16 protein-coding genes and 1 tRNA gene are annotated in these 17693 nt (G+C 52.0%); 8 read left to right on the forward strand and 9 right to left on the reverse strand.

Going from position 1 to position 17693, the window contains the following annotated elements:
- Positions 1–8: 8 nt before the first annotated feature.
- Positions 9–1232, reverse strand: coding sequence for a GGDEF domain-containing protein (locus AWR26_RS12200; RefSeq protein ID WP_064566117.1), 1224 nt, complete (start codon positions 1230–1232; stop codon positions 9–11).
- A gap of 96 nt (positions 1233–1328) precedes the next feature.
- Positions 1329–3464 (reverse strand): putative bifunctional diguanylate cyclase/phosphodiesterase, encoded by a 2136-nt coding sequence (locus tag AWR26_RS12205; RefSeq protein WP_064566119.1) that lies wholly within the window; start codon positions 3462–3464, stop codon positions 1329–1331.
- Positions 3465–3901: 437 nt separating this feature from the next.
- Here AWR26_RS12205 and AWR26_RS12210 point away from each other — a divergent pair, with 437 nt between their 5' ends.
- The 4 genes from AWR26_RS12210 (at position 3902) to dbpA (ending at position 8063) form a co-directional block, all read left to right on the forward strand.
- Entirely contained in the window at positions 3902–5092 is a 1191-nt protein-coding gene (locus AWR26_RS12210; RefSeq protein WP_064566121.1) for a methyl-accepting chemotaxis protein, read from the forward strand.
- Between the two features lie 147 nt (positions 5093–5239).
- Entirely contained in the window at positions 5240–6223 is a 984-nt protein-coding gene (zntB, locus tag AWR26_RS12215) for a zinc transporter ZntB (RefSeq protein ID WP_064566123.1), read from the forward strand.
- Positions 6224–6492: 269 nt separating this feature from the next.
- Positions 6493–6663: a proline-rich small protein YnaL gene (gene ynaL / locus AWR26_RS25955; protein WP_455428493.1), complete on the forward strand. Its 171-nt coding sequence runs from the start codon at positions 6493–6495 to the stop codon at positions 6661–6663.
- 29 nt (positions 6664–6692) lie between these two features.
- On the forward strand, positions 6693–8063 hold the full coding sequence (gene dbpA, locus AWR26_RS12220) for an ATP-dependent RNA helicase DbpA (protein WP_064566125.1): 1371 nt from the start codon (positions 6693–6695) through the stop codon (positions 8061–8063).
- Between the two features lie 36 nt (positions 8064–8099).
- Here the strand turns inward: dbpA and ttcA are convergent, their stop codons facing one another.
- From ttcA to nifJ, 4 genes are all read right to left on the reverse strand, one after another.
- Complete coding sequence (gene ttcA / locus AWR26_RS12225; RefSeq protein WP_064566127.1) at positions 8100–9035, reverse strand: tRNA 2-thiocytidine(32) synthetase TtcA; 936 nt, start codon at positions 9033–9035, stop codon at positions 8100–8102.
- Between the two features lie 220 nt (positions 9036–9255).
- Positions 9256–9579: an antibiotic biosynthesis monooxygenase family protein gene (locus AWR26_RS12230; protein ID WP_064566129.1), complete on the reverse strand. Its 324-nt coding sequence runs from the start codon at positions 9577–9579 to the stop codon at positions 9256–9258.
- 69 nt (positions 9580–9648) lie between these two features.
- The gene (locus AWR26_RS12235; protein ID WP_007371979.1) at positions 9649–9861 is read right to left on the reverse strand and encodes a KTSC domain-containing protein; all 213 of its coding nucleotides are present in this window, start codon (positions 9859–9861) and stop codon (positions 9649–9651) included.
- Between the two features lie 121 nt (positions 9862–9982).
- Positions 9983–13507 (reverse strand): pyruvate:ferredoxin (flavodoxin) oxidoreductase, encoded by a 3525-nt coding sequence (gene nifJ, locus AWR26_RS12240; protein ID WP_064566131.1) that lies wholly within the window; start codon positions 13505–13507, stop codon positions 9983–9985.
- A gap of 918 nt (positions 13508–14425) precedes the next feature.
- Between nifJ and cspE the strand changes: the two genes are divergently transcribed.
- From cspE to AWR26_RS12260, 4 genes are all read left to right on the forward strand, one after another.
- On the forward strand, positions 14426–14638 hold the full coding sequence (gene cspE, locus AWR26_RS12245; protein WP_043953526.1) for a transcription antiterminator/RNA stability regulator CspE: 213 nt from the start codon (positions 14426–14428) through the stop codon (positions 14636–14638).
- Positions 14639–14648: 10 nt separating this feature from the next.
- Positions 14649–14726: transfer RNA gene (locus tag AWR26_RS12250), tRNA-Asp, on the forward strand.
- Positions 14727–15040: 314 nt separating this feature from the next.
- Positions 15041–15250 (forward strand): hypothetical protein, encoded by a 210-nt coding sequence (locus AWR26_RS12255; RefSeq protein WP_139227891.1) that lies wholly within the window; start codon positions 15041–15043, stop codon positions 15248–15250.
- Positions 15251–15575: 325 nt separating this feature from the next.
- Complete coding sequence (locus AWR26_RS12260) at positions 15576–15842, forward strand: putative hemolysin (RefSeq protein WP_007371984.1); 267 nt, start codon at positions 15576–15578, stop codon at positions 15840–15842.
- On the opposite strand, the gene hslJ is transcribed toward AWR26_RS12260, so the two are convergent.
- The 3 genes from hslJ to AWR26_RS12275 all read right to left on the reverse strand — a co-directional run bounded on the left by hslJ (position 15836) and on the right by AWR26_RS12275 (position 17687).
- Positions 15836–16264 (reverse strand): heat shock protein HslJ, encoded by a 429-nt coding sequence (gene hslJ / locus AWR26_RS12265; RefSeq protein WP_043953527.1) that lies wholly within the window; start codon positions 16262–16264, stop codon positions 15836–15838. The genes AWR26_RS12260 and hslJ overlap by 7 nt on opposite strands.
- 113 nt (positions 16265–16377) lie before the next feature.
- Positions 16378–17367: a 2-hydroxyacid dehydrogenase gene (locus tag AWR26_RS12270; RefSeq protein WP_043953528.1), complete on the reverse strand. Its 990-nt coding sequence runs from the start codon at positions 17365–17367 to the stop codon at positions 16378–16380.
- Positions 17368–17501: 134 nt separating this feature from the next.
- Positions 17502–17687, reverse strand: coding sequence for a hypothetical protein (locus AWR26_RS12275; RefSeq protein WP_064566136.1), 186 nt, complete (start codon positions 17685–17687; stop codon positions 17502–17504).
- Between the last annotated feature and the right edge of the window lie 6 nt (positions 17688–17693).

The following is a 17693-nucleotide window of genomic DNA, read 5'->3' on the forward strand; positions in this document are numbered from 1 at the left end:
GCCTCTATTCAGGCGGCAAGCACCCGGTTACGACCGTTATTTTTTGCGCGATAAAGCGCTTCATCAACGCGACGGAACAGAGTATCGAGGCTTTCATTTTGCATATGGCGCGCCACGCCGATACTGACAGTAAAGCCAGGCAGACCGGGCCTGGCGATATTCACTACCGCCAGGCGGATGGCTTCCGCTACGCCCAGCGCGGTATCTATGCGGGTATGCGGCAACAACAGTAAAAATTCTTCGCCGCCCCAGCGAAAGACATAGTCACCACTGCGGCTGTTGGCTTCCAGCGTGCGTGCAAGTTCGAGCAGCACTTCGTCCCCGCACTGATGACCGAATTGATCGTTAATATGTTTAAAGTGATCGGCATCGACCAGCATGACGCAAAAATCGAGTACGGCCGGCAGAATATGCTCTGTCAGGTGGTAAAACTGACGGCGGTTCAAAAGCCCGGTGAGGGCATCGCGGTGCGCAGCGTATTCCAGCTCCTGCTCAAGCCGCTTCTGTTCGGTAATATCATGAATAATGCATAACATCAGCCGTTCGCCGTATATCTCAACTGGCCCGGCGTAGGTTTGTACATGCCGCGTTGAACCATCGGCTAACTGATGAATAAAATTGAGTGGCTTATGTCCACCAGGCAGCCTGGCGATTTCTGACATCACCGGCAAGACGTTGCGCCCCATGGTGTTAATTTCCCATGTGTGCTTTTGGCACATCTCTTCATGATCGTAACCATAAAAGCGCAGAGCAGCGAGATTGGCATCCACGATCAGACCATCGCGAACGGGATCGATAAGCAACATTGGAGCCGACGTCGTATAGAAAAAACGGGCGTAGAACCCTTGCTTGCGTGGCCGGTAAGAGGAGGAGTGGCTGGCTTTGAGCGTGGCAGCAGCGGCGCCACCGGAAATACCTTCGAAAATAAGCACTTCGCCGACAGTTTCTAGCTTGCGCAGCACGGCGCGGCAACCGATCGTGCTCTCTTCACCGGAAGGGCAAATACTCCAGATTTCAACCACATCTTCGTGATTTTGCAGGCAGGGTAAATACATTGCGAGGCTGGTCTGTGCAACGGCAGAAAAGAGGCCATTGCGCATTTCACGCAATGAACGGCCGGCCGCCAGCTTCTGCGCCTGCGTGTTAGAAAATAGCAACGTTTCCGTGTCAGGGGCGACCACCCAAACCGGCGTGGAAAGGACATTCAGCGCATCCAGGTGATATTTAAGCATGGCTACTCCACTTATCGCGCAGGTTGCAATATCGCAGCTGGCCAAACGTTGCGGCAATTTACTAACTTTATTGCAACACACATGAAATGTAGAACCTTATGCAGGTTTTTTTTGTGACGACTCTGAACATTCCAATGACAACGCGAAAGATTTATGTTTAAGCAGCGCTGAAATCTTCTCGACGGGTTGCGGACGGGCAAACAGGAAACCCTGTAAAAAAGCACAGCCCATATTGGTGAGCAGCGCATGCTGTTCCGCCGTTTCGATTCCTTCGGCGACCACACGCATATTCATCGAGTGGGCAATGTCGATTATCGTCGAGACGATTTTCACGTTGCGGCTATTTTCGCGAATATCTTTCACAAAACTTTTATCAATTTTGAGTTCAGTGGCAGGCAATTTTTTCAGCATCAGCATATTGGAATAACCGGTACCAAAATCATCAATCGCCACCGTGATCCCCAACTGCGCGAACTGGGTCAGCAGATGAACGCTACGCTCAAGGTTTTTCAGCGCGGCGTTCTCGGTGATTTCCAGCGTCAGATGGGTCGGGTTGACATGGTAACGGGCCAAAGCATCGGTAACCTGTTCATAAATATCATGTTTTTCAAACTGGCTGGGCGAGAGATTGATCGCCAGTTTCAGATTGGGGAACCCCTGCGTATTCCAGTAATGTAACTGGCGACAGGCCGATTCGATCACCCACTGACCAACAGAGATAATCAGCCCGGTTTTTTCCAGCATCGGTAGAAACGCTGCTGGCAGCAAAACCCCTTGTTGCGGATGACGCCAGCGCAGAAGGGCTTCGAATCCGGCAAGGGTTTGTTCGGGCGCGGTATATTGCGGCTGATACCAGAGTTCAAACTGATTGCGCGTCAGCGCCTGCGATAAATCTTGCAAGAACTGTGGCGCATCGGCGGTTTTTTGCGCCATTCCGGTATGATAAATCGCCCAGCCGTTGCGACCTTCCTGCTTAACGCTGTACATGGCGGTGTCGGCTTTCAGCTTCAGCTCATGGGCATTTTCACCGTGCTCAGGATAAAAGCTCACCCCGGCGCTAAGCGATACATTGATAACGTGGCTTAATTCATAAAAAGGGTGCTGAATGGTGGCGATCAGGCGGCGAATCAGGGCGTCAATTTCTTCCTCGCTGGTCTGCGGCACCAGCAGCGTAAATTCGTCGCCGCCGAGTCTGGCCAGTGACATTTTGTCATTAATGCAGGCCGAAAGCCGTTCTGCCACCGCGACCAGCAGCCGGTCGCCAATATGGTGCCCCCAGGCGTCATTCACCAGCTTGAAGCGATCCAGATCCATATAAATTAGCGCGAAGGTCGTCTGCTCTTCTGCTGCGCGATTCAGGCAGGAATCCAGCAAAATATCGAGCTGGATACGGTTCGCCAGCCCGGTGAGGGGATCATAATGCGCCTGTTTCTCCAGTTGCAGGTTTAACTGGCGCAGACTGTCGGTCAGGCGTGCTGTCCGCAATTGAGAATCGATCATCGAGATAAACAGCATGATGCCAAAAATCACCAGCGTTGTCGTGGCAACCCACAGCGACAACTCTTGCTCACCGACGCCGCGGCTCATGATATGTATCGCATCGCTACGCACGATAATGCCGAGCCCATCATTACTGAAGGTTGCGGCACTCATGCCGCTATAGTGCATGGCGCAAATGGCAATACCCATCACCAGTGAGGCAAAAACGCGATTAATAAAGACGCCATGTGTATTTTGCCGCAGGCTGAACGCCAGCCACAGTGCGACCCAGGCGCTGGCAATGCCAATCAGTAGCGACAGCACCACCAGCGGTATGTTCCAGTAAATACTGACGAAACTCATCATTGCCGCCATGCCGATATAATGCATCGACACCACGCCGCTGCCGAGGACAAGAGTGGCGAAAAACAGGCGTTTTATCGGCAAGGTATGGCCGCTAACGGCGATATTGAGCGACAGCGTGGAGGCCAGTAAAGCAATAACAAATGAGAGGGTGGTTAATTCAAAATCATAATGCATCGTTATCGGCATTTTCATCGCCAGCATACCGACAAAATGCATTGACCAGATGCCCATACCCAAAGTGGCTCCACCAGAAATCCGCCAGAACAGGGCGCTACGAGGTTCTGAGTTCAGCACTTTACCTGCGCTATCCAGTGCGACAAATGAGGCAATGAATGCCACCAAAAAAGAGATGCCGACCAGAATAGGGTCCCACGAAACATAGAGCATATATCATCCACGCAGGCAAAAGAGTTGATATGTAATCCTGGCACTAATTTTAGCAACTAACCTGATGAATTTAATGGTTGCGCTGAGTTTATTATTGCAAGGACAAATTAATAAACATGGATCATCCTTTATTTATCGACATTAACAGCAGGAACTTAAAAAAATGAGTGATTTAAGCAAGGCTAAAACTAAATTAAGAAATATGCTGTGAGTGACGCTGTTTTTATATGATATATTTGGGTGGTGAATTCCGGTTTCAGAGCATTATAAGGCTGTTTGTGTTGGGTGAGATGTTGGTATGTAGATGAGTGCTATGACTTAATCGAAATTAATGTCATTTAGCCGTGAACATTGCGCAGTATCAATTTCGCCGTGTAAAAGTATATTCCGGATGCTATAACGATCTTACCTTCTTCCGCGGTTTGGTGGGTGTCACTATGTTAAGGCATATTAGTGTAAGGACTTTTATTATTTTATTTTTGCTCTCCTCTTTTATTCTCATGGAAGTTTTGGTGATCCTTCTCTCAAAAAATGTCACCCTACTTATGACTACCTCAGTCGTTTCAATTGCTTCGCTCACATTACTTTGGCTGTATATGACGCAATATTTAGTGACGCCGATTAATACCGTTAAAAAAAGCATAGAAGAAGTAACCTCAGGAAATCTTTCAATTGTTATTCCTGAATTTGGAAATAACTGCGCCGGTCGCTTAATACCCGGAATCAACTCACTTTGTGCCAGCATCGCTAATTTAGTCAGAGAAATTCGCTCCTCTTCAGATTCTGCCCTCAATCTTTCGGCTGAACTGGCCACGCGCAGCGCTGACCTCTCGGTTAAAACCGAGGAGCAATCTGCCGCGCTGGTACAGACCGCCTCCAGCATGGAACAGATGGCTTCCAGCACCAAAAACAATGCTGACAATACGCGTATCGCCAGCTCCCGCGCGAAAGAGGCGACAAGCTGTGCGTTAAAAGGTGGGGATTTAATGGGGCAGGTCGCGAAAAATATGCAGTCAATTACTGAATGCGCCAATCAGATGACGGAGATTATTTCGATTATTGACGGTATCGCTTTTCAGACCAATATTCTGGCGCTCAATGCGGCGGTAGAGGCGGCGCGGGCAGGCGATCACGGGAAGGGGTTCTCCGTGGTGGCCGGTGAGGTGCGTAGCCTTGCGCATCGCAGCGCTGAGGCGGCGAAAAATATCAAATCCCTGATTGCCGAAACGACAGATAACGTGACGCAGGGGGCGACGGTGGTGAACGAAGCAGAACAAAACATGCATGATATTGTTTCTGGCGCGAGCGTGGTCAGTAAGTTGATGGATGAAATTGCGGTCACGACGTTGCAACAGGAAAAAGGCATTTCGCAGATCACCCTGGCGTTGGCGGAGCTGGAAAAAGTGACACAGAGCAACGTCACCACGGTTGATGAACTCGCCGGTTCCTCTGACGTGCTGAAACATCAGGTCGAGGAGTTACAAAAACGGACCGGTAAATTCCGTCTCATCGAGGGCGCTCCGGTAGCACAAATGGCTGCAGAGATCGCGTTGCCGCCGGAAAAACAGCGCCAGCGCGTCAAAACGCCGATTTTGCGTAACCAGGAAAATTACTGGCACTCCTTCTGAAGATATTCGCACTGCACAACAAGGCCCGGGAAACCGGGTCTTTTATTTGCAGTGTGCATGAATTTGTTAACAAATTCAGCGTGATGATTGCTTAAGATTCTCATCCGGCTAGACTGACAGCAATACCTTGCTGATTTTGGAGGCGCTGTGGAAGTACTAAAAGGCTCCGGTGTGAATGTCCCGGATGCGGTTTTTGCGTGGCGGCTGGATGGGAAAGGCGGCGTTAAGCCGCTCGAAGATAATGACACGATTACTGAGCAAACACCGTGCTGGGTGCATTTGAATTACACCAATCAGGAGAGCGCACAATGGCTGGCCTCCACGCCATTGCTGCCGAACAGCGCGCGTGATGCGCTTTCCGGCGAAAGTACGCGTCCGCGCGTCAACCGGCTGGGCGAGGGAACGTTAATTACGCTGCGCTGTATTAATGGCAGCACCGATGAACGCCCCGACCAGCTCGTGGCCGTGCGGTTATACATGGATTCGCGGATGATTGTCTCTACGCGTCAACGTAAGGTCATGGCGCTGGATGATGTGGTCAGGGATCTGGAAGAGGGTTCCGGTCCGACGGATACCGGCGCCTGGCTGGTGGATGTTTGCGATGCGTTGACCGATCACGCCAGCGAATTTATTGAATCCTTGCACGACAGGATAATCGATCTGGAAGATAACCTGCTCGATCAGCAAATTCCGCCGCGGGGAATTCTGGCGCTGCTGCGTAAACAGCTCATTGTTATGCGCCGCTATATGGCGCCGCAGCGCGATGTCTTTTCCCGGCTGGCCAGTGAACGCCTGGCGTGGATGAGCGACGATCAGCGCCGTCGGATGCAGGATATCGCCGATCGTCTCGGGCGCGGCCTGGATGAGATCGATGCCTGCATTGCACGTACGGCGGTGATGACCGATGAGATCACACAGGTGATGCAGGAGTCGCTGGCGCGACGCACTTATACCATGTCGTTGATGGCAATGGTTTTTCTGCCGAGCACCTTTCTTACCGGCTTGTTTGGCGTCAATCTGGGCGGCATTCCAGGCGGCGGCTGGCAATTTGGCTTTTCAATCTTCTGTGTGATGTTGGTGGTACTGATCGGCGGTGTTACCTGGTGGTTGCATCGTAGTAACTGGCTGTAAAATTTCACTTTTTTAACATTTTTTGAACATAAAAACGCCAGATAATTTGAGCGAGGTCAATAAACACAATACCTATTCAGGGCAATATTTCCCTCGCAGGTGAATGCAACGTCAAGCGATGGGCGTTGCGCTCCATATTGTCTTACTTCCTTTTTTGAATTACTGCATAGCACAATTGATTCGTACGACGCCGACTTAATGAGTCGGCTTTTTTTTGCCTCTTTTTTACCTGCGTCTACCCTTAACAGGTATCTCACGTAAAGGAGGCGATGATGACTACACGCAATTCCTCATATCTCAGCGATCCGGTTCCGACCGATCCGATCCCGATTCCCGATCCTATTCCACATCCGCAACCGATGCCGGACCCACCGCCGGATGAAGAACCCATTAAGATGTCGCGAAAACAGGGCAGATCTGAGAGGATACGCGCCTGCTGATCTCAGCCTTTTTATCGCGAGACTTTACTGTGACCGCTTTTTCAACCTTAAATGCTTTGCCCGCCGCCCAGATCGAGAATCTTAAGGATCTGGGCTATCTCTCTATGACTCCCGTCCAGGCTGCTGCACTGCCTGCCATTCTCGCCGGAAAAGATGTTCGCGTGCAGGCAAAAACAGGCAGTGGCAAAACAGCGGCGTTTGGGCTGGGCTTATTGCAACATATTGATGCCAGCCGTTTTCAGACGCAGTCGCTGGTTTTATGCCCGACGCGTGAGCTGGCCGATCAGGTCGCCAGCGAGTTACGCCGCCTGGCACGCTATATGCCCAATATCAAAGTGCTGACTCTCTGCGGCGGCCAGCCATTTGGCGCGCAGCGCGATTCATTACAGCATGCGCCGCACATTATTGTTGCCACGCCGGGGCGTTTGCTCGATCACCTGCAAAAAAACACCGTTACCCTGGATAGCCTGCAAACGCTGGTGATGGACGAAGCCGATCGTATGCTCGACATGGGATTCAGCGAGGCGATTGATGACGTTATCCGTTTTGCGCCTGCCTCACGGCAGACCCTGCTGTTTTCAGCCACCTGGCCGGAAGCGATTGCCGCCATCAGTGGCCGCGTCCAGCGCGACCCGGAAACCATTGAAATCGATAGCGTCGATGCGCTGCCCGCCGTTGAACAGCAGTTCTTTGAGGTTTCCCGTCAGGGCAAAGCCGCGTTGTTGCAAAAGCTCTTAAGCGAGCACCGTCCGGCTTCCTGTGTGGTGTTCTGTAATACCAAAAAAGATTGTCAGGAGGTGTGCGATGCGCTGAACGCCGCGGGGCAGAACGCACTGGCGCTGCATGGCGATCTGGAACAGCGCGACCGCGATCAAACGCTGGTGCGTTTTGCCAATGGTAGCGCACGCGTGCTGGTAGCGACCGATGTCGCTGCGCGTGGTCTCGACATTAAATCGCTGGAGCTGGTGGTGAACTACGAGCTGGCGTGGGATCCGGAAGTACACGTGCACCGTATCGGACGTACCGCGCGCGCCGGTAAGAGCGGCCTTGCCATCAGTTTCTGTGCGCCGGAAGAGGCGCAGCGCGCCAACATTCTCGCGGAAATGCTGCAACTGAAGCTGAACTGGTACAACGCACCGGCTAACGTCAAAGTGGTGCCGCTGGAAGCAGAAATGGCCACGCTGTGCATTGACGGCGGTAAAAAAGCCAAAATGCGTCCCGGCGATGTGCTGGGCGCGCTGACCGGCGATATGGGGCTGGATGGCGCGGACATCGGTAAAATCACCGTGCATCCGTCGCATGTGTATGTGGCTGTTCGCCGGAGCGTGGCGCGTGAGGCGTGGAAGCAGTTACAGAACGGGAAGATTAAAGGCAAAAGCTGCCGCGTACGGCTGTTGTAAAATCCGCCTCTCTGCACGCAGCAGAGAGGCGGTGATTTATTTCACTTCAATGACGTTAAGACGCAGTTCATCGAGCTGCGCGTCATCTTCTTCCGGCTGCCAGCCAGCCGGCTGCAACGGGATCTCTTCGCGGTCAAACGCCAGATCGCCGCCGTTGACCACTTCCGAGCCGTGCGTAATGCCTTTGAAATCAAACAGGTTGACATCGCTGAGATGCGACGGCACCACGTTCTGCATGGCGCTGAACATGGTTTCGATGCGCCCCGGATAACGTTTGTCCCAGTCACGCAGCATATCGGCAATCACCTGGCGTTGCAGGTTCGGCTGCGAACCACAAAGGTTGCACGGAATGATCGGGAAACCTTTCGCTTCTGAGAAACGCTCAATATCTTTTTCACGGCAGTAAGCCAGCGGGCGGATCACAATGTGCTTGCCGTCATCGCTCATCAGCTTCGGCGGCATGCCTTTCATTTTCCCGCCGTAGAACATATTCAAAAACAGCGTTTGCAGGATGTCATCGCGGTGATGGCCCAGCGCAATCTTGGTCGCGCCCAGTTCGCTCGCCGTACGATAGAGAATTCCACGACGCAGGCGTGAACAGAGAGAACAGGTGGTTTTGCCTTCCGGGATCTTCTCTTTCACAATGCCGTAAGTGTTCTCTTCCACGATTTTGTACTCAACGCCGAGCGAATCCAGATACTGCGGCAGAATATGCTCCGGGAAACCCGGTTGTTTCTGGTCGAGGTTGACTGCCACCAGCGAAAAATTGACCGGCGCGCTTTGTTGCAGGTTACGCAGAATTTCCAGCATCGTGTAGCTGTCTTTGCCGCCGGAAAGACAGACCATGATGCGGTCGCCTTCTTCAATCATATTGAAGTCGGCAATGGCTTCGCCGACGTTACGGCGCAGACGTTTTTGCAGTTTATTCAGGTTGTACTGCTCTTTTTTGCTAATTTCTTGATTTTGCGACATGAAAAAGGCTCAATTCCGGTTTTTAGCGCCAGCCGGCAAGGCACCGCTGACAGACATACGCTATTAGGGCTGGATTGTAGCAATGATTTGCCGCGGAGGCATTTTTCATTTTGAGTGATCAAGTGTGCGGATTTGCTGCGGGATGTTGCCCAGGCGGCACAAGGGCAGCACGCCTGAATCTTACGCAGCAGAAGATTATGTGGCTCACAATTAATTACGCTCACTCCTGCATCTGAAACGAATACTCTTTTTCAACCCGGCAGATGCGCGTGGTGAAGGAGTGATACCACTTTTCCCGTCCGCTTTTTTGCGCCAGCACGTGCTCCGCGTTTGCTTTCCAGTTTTTAATCGCATCAAGCGACTCCCAGTATGAGACGGTAATTCCCACTTCCTCGCGTGCGGATTCGACACCGAGAAAACCTGGCTGGTTAACCGCCAGTTCCATCATGCGATCGGACATTGCGCCATAACCGTCATCAACCGCGGTGCGCACGGAGGTAAAAATCACGGCGTAATAGGGCGTGGAAGGGCTATTTTTTGACATCGTGGTTTCCGTTATAAGGGTGAAAAACCTTATCCTGACAGATTAGAAGAACGGCGGGCAGCTACCTGTTCAGGCGACTTTTTTTTCGGGGAATTTCCCTTTGACCACGCCATCATAAAAGCGGCCTTTCGAGACGACGGTCAGAAACACCGTAAAGATCCGCTCCGGAACGTTCTGATATTGATAAATGCTTTTATCGTGAAAACAGATTTCGAGCGTGAGGCTGCGGCTGTCATAACCAATGGATGAAATGCGTGATGAGGTTACGGGATGATGTCGCATGCTGTTCGCTCCTTGCCGCCCGGGAAAACTGATTATTAACGCAGCTTGCGGATGGTGTCATGCGAAATCCATGCGTTAAAAAAGCCACCGGCGTTAACCGGTGGCTTTTTAGGCAGTTCGCTTACTCTGTCGGGTTTTTCTCTGCTTTTCCGGCCAGTTGCGCGAGGAAGTCATAGCGTTTTTGCAGGTCGGCGGCGGCATCTTTCCACAATTGCTCTGCCACTTCCGGCTGCTGCGCATTCAGACGGCGGAAGCGCTGCTCATTGAGCAGGGTTTCCGCCAGCGCGTCAGACGGCGGACGTGAATCCAGCGCCAGCGGGATTTTGCCTTCTTCTTCGCGGCGTGGATCGTAACGGTAAAGCGGCCAGAAGCCGGTGGCGGTTAGCTGACGCATCTGATCGTGGCTCAGCGCCAGGTCGTAGCCATGCTCTTCACACGGGCTGTAAGCGATGATCAGCGATGGCCCCGGATAGGCTTCCGCCTCCTGAATGGCTTTCACAGTCTGGTTCAACTGTGCGCCAAGGGAGATTTGCGCCACATAAACATGTCCGTACATCATCATGCTGACGCCCAGATCTTTACGCGCTTTACGTTTACCGTGTTCGCCAAATTTGGTCACCGCGCCCAGCGGCGTGGCTTTTGATGCCTGGCCGCCGGTGTTGGAGTAGCACTGGGTATCGAGCACCAGAATATTGACGTTTTCGGTCAGACTCATCACATGATCCAGCCCACCGAAACCAATGTCATAGGCCCAGCCATCGCCGCCAATCAGCCAGATCGATTTCTCAACCAGCGCATCGGCATCGGTCAGAAGTTGCTGTGCACCCTCAACATTGGCCAGCGCGTTGCGCAGTTCGGCAACCTGCTCGCGGCGAAGGTCCGGCGAGGCCTCCTGATGAAGTGCGGCAAGCAGTTCCGCCGGAATATGGTCGGCAAATTGCTTCACCAGACGCATCACACGCTGTCGGTGCTGATCGACACTGAGACGGAAGCCGAGGCCAAACTCGGCGTTATCCTCAAACAGCGAGTTCGCCCACGCTGGCCCGCGCCCGTTGGCATCTGTGGTATACGGCGTTGAAGGCAGATTACCGCCGTAAATGGATGAGCACCCGGTAGCGTTGGCAATCATCATCCGGTCGCCATACAACTGGGTCAGGAGTTTGATGTACGGCGTTTCACCGCAGCCGGAACACGCACCGGAATATTCAAACAGCGGGGTGATCAGTTGCGAAGTACGAATATCAATGCGCTCCAGCGTGCTGCGATCGATCTCCGGCAGACCGAGGAAGAAGTCATAATTCACTTTTTCTTCTTCCACATGTTCAAGGCGCGACATCATATTGATGGCCTTGATATCCGGGTTCTGACGATCTTTCGCCGGGCAGACTTCAACACACAGATTACAGCCGGTGCAATCCTCCGGTGCGACCTGCAAGACGTATTTCTGCCCGCGCATATCGCGCGATTTCACGTCCAGTGAATGGAGCGTATCGGGAGCCTCTTCCATCGCCGCCGGAGAAACCACTTTCGCGCGGATCGCCGAATGCGGGCAGGCAGCAACACAGTGGTTACACTGGGTACAGAGATCTTCTTTCCAGATGGGGATCTCTTCAGCGATATTGCGTTTCTCCCAGCGGGTAGTGCCAACCGGCCAGGTGCCGTCAGGCGGCAGGGCGGAGACCGGCAGCGCATCGCCAAGGCCCGCCAGCATAGCGGCGGTGACAGTTTTAACAAAATCCGGAGCCGCATCGGAAACCACTGGCGGGCGGTGCGCGCTTTGTGGATTAACAGGCTCCAGCGGCACTTCGAACAGTGATTCACGCGCCAGCGCCAGCGCCTGCCAGTTGCGCTCAACCAGCTCCTGACCTTTGCTGCTGTAGCTTTTGGCGATCGCGCCCTGCAATTCAGCCAGCGCGCTGTCGCCCGGCAATATATTTGTCAGATGGAAGAACGCCATCTGCATAACGGTGTTAATACGCGCGCCGAGGCTGCATTCGCGGGCGATTTTCGCCGCGTTAACCACAAAGAAACGGGCTTTTTTCTGATTCAGCACCGCCTGAACTTCCTGCGGCAGCCGCGACCACACTTCCTCTGCGCTGTAGGGCGTATTGAGCAGGAAAATACCGCCAGGCTTCAGCCGTTCGGCCATTTGGTACTTATCGATAAACTGCAACTGATGGCAACCGACAAAATCCGCCTGCGAAACCAGATACGCGGAATTTATGGGTCTTTCGCTGACGCGCAAATGCGAAACTGTCAGGCCGCCCGCTTTTTTCGAGTCATAGACAAAATAACCCTGCGCATACCACGGCGTGGAGTTACCAATAATCTTGATATTGTTTTTGGTCGCCGAGACGCTGCCATCGCTGCCCAGCCCGTAAAATAGCGCTTCCAGTTTCGCGTGCGATGGCAGGGTGTTTTCCGGCAGCGGCAGCGAGAGATTGGTAACGTCGTCGTAGATCCCGACGGTAAAACGCGGTCTGGGCTTTGCCGCGCGTAGCTCGTTAAACACCGCCAGCACGCATTCCGGGCCAAACTCTTTGGAGGATAAACCATAGCGCCCGCCAATCACTCGCGGCAGGGTTTCGCGTTCACCGTGATTAAAGGCTTCCGCCAGAGCGGTCATCACATCAAGATAAAGTGGTTCCGCCAGCGCGCCTGGTTCTTTGGTGCGATCGAGCACAGCGACAGTACGCGCGCTTTCCGGCAAGACCGCCAGCAGATGCGCGGCGCTAAACGGGCGATAGAGGCGAACTTTCAGCACGCCGACTTTCTCGCCGCGCGTCAGCAACTCATCCACCACCTCTTCGCAGGTACCTATCGCTGACCCCATCAGCACAATCACGCGATCGGCCTGCGGATGGCCATAGTATTCGAACGGTTTGTAGCTGCGCCCGGTCGCTTCGGCAAAATCGTTCATTGCCTGTTCGACGTGAGCGTAGACCGCGTTGTACCACGGGTTGGTCGCCTCACGAGACTGGAAGTAAGTATCCGGGTTAGCCGATGTACCGCGAATAACCGGATGCTCCGGGTTCAGTGCGCGGGCGCGGTGTTCGTCAATCTCCTGCTGTGGCAGCAAATTGCGGATAGTGTCGTCCGCCAGCGGCGTAATCTTGTTGATTTCGTGCGAAGTACGGAAACCATCAAAAAAGTGAATGAACGGCACGCGGCTTTTCAGCGTAGCAATATGCGAAATCAGCGCGAAATCCTGCGCTTCCTGCACGCTACCCGCAGCGAGCATGGCGCAGCCGGTCTGGCGCACCGCCATCACATCGGAGTGATCGCCAAAAATGGAGAGAGCATGGGTAGCCACGGTACGTGCTGCGACGTGCAGTACAAAGGGCGTCAATTGCCCGGCCAGTTTGTACAGCGTCGGGATCATCAGCAGTAGCCCCTGCGATGAGGTAAATGAGGTTGAGAGTGCCCCGGTTTGCAGTGCGCCGTGGACAGCAGCAATAGCCCCGGCTTCCGACTGCATTTCAACAACGCGGGGCGTGTCGCCCCAGACATTCTTCAGACCGTTACCGGCCCAGGCATCAGCCTGCTCAGCCATCGTTGAACTGGGAGTGATGGGATATATGGCGATAACTTCACTGGTACGAAAGGCCACCGAGGCCACTGCGCCATTACCGTCAATCGTGATCATATGAATGCTCTCATTACTTAATTATAAGATTTACAACAAGTTGTGCGCTGACGCTTTCCACGCAGGGCAGAAGAAAGCCATTTTTAATTTAGTCTGTCTGGCCGATCAGCATTGTGCTCATTAATCTCGCTTCCCAGGACGTTGTCGCCCATCAGCAAGGTCATGCAACCCTGTATACGCGTACGTGGCATTGAGTATCAGCGGTCAATATGCTCGCCATGCCTTTATCCAGTATAAACAGCCAGAGAACATAGATATTTGATCTGATGTGTCTGGGCTGTATTTATCATGTGAATGAATTCGTTCCGTTCGGGGGATCCGGTTTTACTTTCTTCATCAACACAATACGTTCGAAAGGATTTATTGGCTGATTTTTCAACGCATTGCTCTCCAGCAGCCGAACACTGCGAACAAAAAGCGCATCTGTCATGTTTGTGATAACCGATTTACCGCTACCTTGCACTATCACGGAAAAATACACTGAAATGCAGCCTACTATTTTCCCGTAAGTAGCACTCCTGGCTTTGCGGGGGCTAATCCTGCAAAAAACATCCTGTCACTCTGGCGCACAGATGGGGGAACGGCCTGTCAACCCTGCCGGTGAGAGCGCGATTGTGCCGCGGCGATCAGGGTGCTGGTCAACAGGGTTTCCTCTGGCATTGAACGTTGTTTTACCTGTAAGACATCTCGCGTCGCGGGTTATCAATCTTAAATAAAGCTTGCTATCAGTTGATATATGTGTGATTAATGAGGGGTAGGTTTGTTCCACAGATGTAATAAAGCGGTTTAGTAAAGCAGTTCTCATCACAAGTGTTATCCATAGATAATTCTTCTTTTTGAGCCTCCTTATCGTTAAAAATTTAATTCTGTGCGAAAACCCTTTTCGCCGAAAGGCTCTTGTATATTGAGGAAATATTTATGTCTAACAAAATGACTGGTTTAGTAAAATGGTTTAATGAGTCCAAAGGGTTTGGTTTCATCACGCCTGACAATGGCAGCAAAGATGTATTCGTGCATTTTTCTGCTATCCAGAGCGGCGGTTTTAAGACGCTGAATGAAGGTCAGAAAGTCGAATTCACCATTGAAGATGGGCAAAAAGGCCCGTCCGCAGGGAATGTTTTCGCAATATAAGTACTCCCGTCCGCCATTAGCTCAGCATGGTTAGAGCATTGCTTTATCAGGAAGTAGGGTCGGGGTTCGAGCCCTCGATGGCGGCCCAGGTTTAACAAGATAACCTTGCCAATCTGGCAGGGTTATTTATTTTCAGCGTTTGGCTATCTCTTCTGTAAAGCAAAATAAAAAAACAGCGCAGTTAAGTTCTGTTGGTCAGGTGTGTAAGCAACCCTTTCTCTTCATAATACACAGTCATGAACGTTAAAATATTAAGCACCCGCTAGTGTATGCTGTGTTTATTATTACGTTTCAATCCACGTAATTGTTCATAGCTTCCTGGATACGTTTAAATATTGCATACAGCATTTTACTTTCATTCCGCCACTATGTTTTTGAATACCCACCACATACGGATTATGAATGATGAGTAAGACGCTGAGAACTGCATGGTTTCTACTGTTTCTGTCTTTTTTCTCAGTTGCAGGCTATGCAGGTTCTTCTCCTGCCTTGCTTCACGGGCAAAAAAGTAGCTATGTTCGACATTCTTCAGGAGAGGGGGATATTGCCGAGAATCCTGACGAGCACGTCCGGGAATCGACTGAGCAATTCTTCCGCAGGATACAGAGTTAAATTCTTCCTGTTTATAAAAGCACGCTATCGCCAACCTGCCACTGGGCAGGTTTTTTTATTTCAGGCTGCGGTGGCCGCTGCATAAATTCTTACAACCGGATCCGCTACTACTTCCATCCAGGAGCCAGGAAGACTCTGGAAAGGGCTTGCTGTGAGGACAGAAAATGGCTGCTGAAGTGAGGAGCATTCCATTCATTACCTGCATCAGGCGATAAAAACGCAAAAAAATGTTTCTGCGTCGCATAAAGATGACTTTCAGCTCTCGACGTATTGCGTTGTGCTGCATATGATGCTTGGGTTTCGCTTTAATAAAGGGAGAGAAGAGATGCGTTCAGCGTTTTGGGTGGGGTGCGCCGTTTTATTGCTGTCGGCATGCAGTAGTGAACCTGTGCAGCAGGCTACGGCTGCTCACGTTGTGCCAGGTATAAAGGCCGCGATGTCTAACAGCGGTCAGGCAAATTGCGCAATGATTGGCGGATCATTATCTGTCGCGCGTCAGCTTGACGGTTCGATGGTGGGAATGTGTGCATTGCCGAATGGCAAACGCTGTAGCGAACAGTCGCTTGCCACCGGAAGCTGCGGTAATTACTGAACGTTATTCGCGCGGGTATAAATCAACGTCTGCGATGCGGTTGCCAGCGTTAACTGGTCGCCGGTCAAATCGATCTGCGCGCCATTATTCAGCATGGCCTGGATAGTATGATCCAGCTCGTTACGCTGCGGATCTACGCACATCATCATGGTCATGCCCATGTGCTTCACGGTTAATGCGCCGTCAGAGAGTTTTCCCTGGCCCATAAAGCCGTTGCACATTTTGCCAGAGACGCGCAGATCCTTGTCAAAACGGATTTCCGGCGCCGGGCTCTGGTCAGAAGCCGTCACTGCTTTGCCGTTAAAGGTAGTCAGTACAAAGCGCTGGTTAGCCAGTTGCTCCGGTTTAAGGGTATCAGTACGGGAACTGACACAGGCGGAAAGGGCAACGCTCAACGCAATTAAAGGGATAATTTTTTTCATCTCTTCCTCTAAGAATTTTCCATTCAGGGCGGGGATTTTAACAGGGTTCGCCCGGGTGTCACTGGGCTTTAATCTTAAAACGGCTCCCCAGGCCGGGGAACCGCACAGACCGCTTAGAACAGCGCGTTCGGGCAACTTTCACCGTCACGTAACTGGCGCAGGTTTTCCAGCGTGGTCTCAGAAATACTGGTCAACGCCTCGGCGGTCAGAAACGCCTGGTGGCCGGTGAACAGCACGTTATGGCATGCCGACAGGCGACGGAACACATCGTCCTGAATCACATCGTTGGATTTGTCTTCAAAGAACAGATCGCGTTCGTTTTCATACACGTCCATGCCAAGCGCGCCAATTTTCTGCGTCTTCAGCGCATCAATCGCCGCCTGCGAATCGATCAGACCGCCGCGGCTGGTGTTGATGATCATCACGCCGTCTTTCATGCGTTCAAACGCACTTCGGTTCAATAAATGGAAGTTTTCCGGCGTCAGCGGGCAGTGCAGGGAGATAACATCGGCCTGGGAAAACAGCGTATCAAGATCCACATACTCAACGCCCAGTTCCAGCGCCGCCGCACTCGGATAGGGATCAAACGCCAGCAGGCGCATACCGAACCCCTTCAGGATACGCAGTGCCGCAACGCCGATTTTGCCGGTACCAATCACGCCAGCCGTTTTGCCATACATCGTAAAGCCGGTCAGACCTTCGAGCGAGAAGTTAGCGTCACGGGTACGCTGATAAGCTCGGTGAATACGACGGTTGAGCGTCATCATCATGCCAATCGCATGTTCCGCCACCGCTTCCGGTGAGTAAGCTGGCACGCGCACCACCTGCAGCCCAAGCTCTTTGGCTGCATCAAGATCGACGTTGTTGAACCCGGCACAGCGCAGCGCGATAAATTTCACGCCCAGTTTTTTCAACTCTTCCAGTACCGGGCGGCTACCGTCATCATTGACGAAAATACAGACACCTTCACAGCCGTTGGCGGTTTTGGCGGTCTTTTCCGTTAACAAAAAGTCGAAAAATTCAAGATCGTAGCCATAATGCTCGTTTACCTGCTGCAAATACTTTTTATCGTATTGCTTTGTGCTATATATCGCGAGTTTCATAAGGCTTTCTCCAACGGTTTCCTGCCTACATTATCACTGTTTAAAATTATTATGTAAACCTTCAAATTTTATTGATAATCATAGGCCTGATGAATGTGTCTGCTTTCAGTATAACTGCTGCAGTGCCGACAGTATTAGCGCAGCTGCTTGAGCGTGCTGTTAGCGCTCCAGTTAATGATAAAAGCCAGCAGCACGCTGATAATCCAGGGGATTTTCGAGTCGTGAAACACATTTGCACTGAGATAATCACCAAACGTAAAACAGGTGAAAATGGTGGCGCCCGCAAACCAACCGCGGATCAGAGAACCTTTTGTGAACATTCCTTA

Source organism: Kosakonia oryzae (assembly GCF_001658025.2).
Classification (GTDB): Bacteria; Pseudomonadota; Gammaproteobacteria; order Enterobacterales; family Enterobacteriaceae; genus Kosakonia; species Kosakonia oryzae.

Coding starts and splice junctions, on each gene's coding strand:
- AWR26_RS12205 (WP_064566119.1), bottom strand. CDS start 3,464: ATGCTCTATGTTTCGTGGGACCCTATTCTGGTCGGCATCTCTTTTTTG.
- AWR26_RS12260 (WP_007371984.1), top strand. CDS start 15,576: ATGCGTTCAGCGTTTTGGGTGGGGTGCGCCGTTTTATTGCTGTCGGCA.
- AWR26_RS12270 (WP_043953528.1), bottom strand. CDS start 17,367: ATGAAACTCGCGATATATAGCACAAAGCAATACGATAAAAAGTATTTG.
- AWR26_RS12235 (WP_007371979.1), bottom strand. CDS start 9,861: ATGCGACATCATCCCGTAACCTCATCACGCATTTCATCCATTGGTTAT.
- AWR26_RS12230 (WP_064566129.1), bottom strand. CDS start 9,579: ATGTCAAAAAATAGCCCTTCCACGCCCTATTACGCCGTGATTTTTACC.
- cspE (WP_043953526.1), top strand. CDS start 14,426: ATGTCTAACAAAATGACTGGTTTAGTAAAATGGTTTAATGAGTCCAAA.
- AWR26_RS12200 (WP_064566117.1), bottom strand. CDS start 1,232: ATGCTTAAATATCACCTGGATGCGCTGAATGTCCTTTCCACGCCGGTT.
- hslJ (WP_043953527.1), bottom strand. CDS start 16,264: ATGAAAAAAATTATCCCTTTAATTGCGTTGAGCGTTGCCCTTTCCGCC.
- nifJ (WP_064566131.1), bottom strand. CDS start 13,507: ATGATCACGATTGACGGTAATGGCGCAGTGGCCTCGGTGGCCTTTCGT.
- AWR26_RS12210 (WP_064566121.1), top strand. CDS start 3,902: ATGTTAAGGCATATTAGTGTAAGGACTTTTATTATTTTATTTTTGCTC.
- AWR26_RS12275 (WP_064566136.1), bottom strand. CDS start 17,687: ATGTTCACAAAAGGTTCTCTGATCCGCGGTTGGTTTGCGGGCGCCACC.
- ttcA (WP_064566127.1), bottom strand. CDS start 9,035: ATGTCGCAAAATCAAGAAATTAGCAAAAAAGAGCAGTACAACCTGAAT.
- ynaL (WP_455428493.1), top strand. CDS start 6,493: ATGATGACTACACGCAATTCCTCATATCTCAGCGATCCGGTTCCGACC.
- AWR26_RS12255 (WP_139227891.1), top strand. CDS start 15,041: ATGATGAGTAAGACGCTGAGAACTGCATGGTTTCTACTGTTTCTGTCT.